We start from the raw sequence: 2560 nt of genomic DNA on the forward strand, positions 1-2560 counted from the left end.
CTCCATCTCGTAGACCACGACGAAATACCGGAGTCGCGCACCCCCGTGCAGGCGATCGGGCTCACCGTCGGATGGACGGCCTACCGTTGCGGGTCAGCGCCGGACTCGGACCGGACTTTCCCTGCACGGGCGTCAGCAACGCTGCGGCCATTATGCATGTCGGCGGCCGGCTCGCATCGCAGGGTCGGCCACCGGTGCGCGGGTCCGTCGGGACGGCCACCCGGAGCGCCGTTCCATCGTCCGCCGCCCTCCCCCGGTTTTCACCCTCACTTTCACCCCGTTCGCGACCTCGGCTCCGGAACCGCGGCGATCCCCGGTGCGTTCCGATTGATGGTGGCTGTCGAACGGACTGCGCCCTCGTGCGGCCGGGGCGTCGCCACCGGCCCCTCTTCCGAGGGGCAACGCGCCGGAACGTCGGGTGATGCGGCGGACCGGCGGGGCCGGTCACCGCGCAGGGGGCGGTGACCGGCATCCGGGCGCGTGGGGGCCGGCACACTCGGGCGGATCACCGTACTGCCACGCCGCTGCCTAGCCCGCGGTGCCCCGGAACCGGGACCGACGACGCCGACTCCACGAAACCCAGAGTTCAAAATGCGGCCATCTGCCGGAGACCCGCCGCCGCGACACTGGAGGCACAAGGTGTCAACGACGGACGGGGAAACACTGATATGTCCGAGAACATCGCCCACCGACCCGACCCCCTCTTCGCTCTGCCGGCCGCGACGATTCCGGCGGCGCCCCACTCGATACGCCTCGAGGAGCCGGCCCCGATCCGTCCGGCCTCCGGCCTGCGTCCCCGCGTGGGCACCGTCCTCGGCACGGTCGTCTCCGCGGGGGCCGTCGCCACCATGGTGACCGGCTTCGTGGCGGTCGGTACCGTCGCCACGGTGTCCGGCCTGGTCTCGGCCGTCCGGCTCGGACCCTGACCGGCTCGGCGAACCCCTCAGTCGCCGAACTGCACGCTGTCGACGACGACGTCGGACCCGAACAGTTCGCGGGCGCGGACCAGAGCCGCATCGCGCACCTCCGGCTCCGACAGCGTCGTGGGCAACGCCAGGGTCAGCAGCACGGAACGACCGTCGGACCTCGGCTGTGCCCTGACACGGCACACCCAGTCCACCGTTCCGCCCTCCCGGCGCAGCGCCAGCTCGGTGCGCGCGACGTCGCGGGCGAAGCAGGGCAGCGCGGGATCGGTCGTGCGTTCGAGCTGGGCCACGAGATCCTCGAGGCGATCGGTGCGCCATTGGCGCAACCCGGCCATCCGCGGTTCGACGTTCATCTCGGCACCCTTCGACGCCGGCGACCGTCGGGTGCGCTCGCGGGAGCATGCGGGTCCGAGATCTGCGGCGTCAGCGAAACTGACTACTACCGAGACCATCGCGCCGCGAGCGCGCGGCGTTTCACGAGCCCGGCAACAGGCTGCGCTTCATGAGCCCGGCAACAGGCTGCGCTTCATGAGCCCGGCAACAGGCTGCGCAGCGCCGGCAGCAGTTCCTGTTCGGCCCACCGGATGAACGGCCCCTGCCGGTCACCTCCGATCTGGACGAGGGCGACCTCCGTGAATCCCGCGTCGACGAACGGCCGGATCTTGTCCACGTACTCGTCGATGTCGTCGCCGCACGGAAGTTGCGCCCCGACCTGCTCGGGCGTCACGAACCGGGTGGCCGCCGCGAACGAGGACGGCGCGGGCAGGTCCGGGTTGACCTTCCAGCCGAGGCCGAACCACCGGAACTGCTCGTGCGCCCGCTGCACCGCCGCGTCGCGGTCGGTGTCGTAGGAGACGGCGATCTGCCCGACTCGCGGTTTGCCCGCTCCCCCGGCCTCGTCGAACATCCGGGTCAGCTCCGGCTCGGGTTCGGTCGCCACCATCAGGTCGGCCTTCTCCCCGGCGAGGGCGCACGACTGCGAACCGGACACGGCGATGCCGATCGGCACCCGGGTCTCGGGCAGGTCGTACAGGTGCGCGGACTCGACGTCGAAATAGTCGCCGCGGAAGTTCACGTTGCCGCCGTCGAACAGCGCCGAAATGATCTCCACGGCCTCGGCGAGCATCTCGTGACGGGTGCCCACCGCGGGCCAGCCCTTGCCGACGACGTGTTCGTTGAGGTTCTCGCCCGCGCCCAGGCCGAGGCGGAACCGGCCCCCGGACAGGATCTGCATCGTCGCCGCCTTCTGCGCCACCACCGCCGGGTGGTACCGCAGGATCGGGCAGGTCACGTAGGTCATGAGCGGGATCTGCTCGGTGGCCTGGGCAGCGGCACCAAGGATGGACCACGCGTAGCCGGAATGCCCCTGTTCCTCCAGCCACGGGTTGTAGTGGTCACTGATCACCGAGAAGTCGAAGCCGGCCTTCTCCGCCATCTGCACGTCGCGGACGAGGTGGTCCGGCCGGGACTGCTCGCAGAGCATGGTGTAGCCGAAGTCGGTCACTGTTCGTTTCCTCCCGTGGTCCGTGCCGGGCGCCCCGCCGATGCCGGCGATCCGTCCTTCGGGCGGCACCGGCACCCGGACCCGTTCGGCGCCGGTGGCCAGCGACCGCGCCGCGATCCACGACCGGCCG

3 protein-coding genes are annotated in these 2560 nt (G+C 71.0%); 1 reads left to right on the forward strand and 2 read right to left on the reverse strand.

The features are described 5' to 3' along the window. The first annotated feature begins 668 nt into the window (after positions 1–668). Entirely contained in the window at positions 669–926 is a 258-nt protein-coding gene (locus AIIKEEIJ_RS13685; protein ID WP_006932002.1) for a hypothetical protein, read from the forward strand. 17 nt (positions 927–943) lie between these two features. Here AIIKEEIJ_RS13685 and AIIKEEIJ_RS13690 read toward each other — a convergent pair whose 3' ends face one another. Together AIIKEEIJ_RS13690 and AIIKEEIJ_RS13695 are read right to left on the reverse strand one after the other, a co-directional pair. Then, a complete protein-coding gene (locus AIIKEEIJ_RS13690; RefSeq protein ID WP_029541385.1) occupies positions 944–1279 on the reverse strand; it encodes a hypothetical protein in 336 nt (111 codons plus the stop codon). A gap of 173 nt (positions 1280–1452) precedes the next feature. After that, positions 1453–2430: an LLM class F420-dependent oxidoreductase gene (locus AIIKEEIJ_RS13695; protein ID WP_083662398.1), complete on the reverse strand. Its 978-nt coding sequence runs from the start codon at positions 2428–2430 to the stop codon at positions 1453–1455. Positions 2431–2560: the final 130 nt, after the last annotated feature.

The organism is Rhodococcus sp. YH1 (assembly GCF_009939605.1).
Lineage (GTDB): Bacteria > Actinomycetota > Actinomycetes > Mycobacteriales > Mycobacteriaceae > Rhodococcus > Rhodococcus aetherivorans.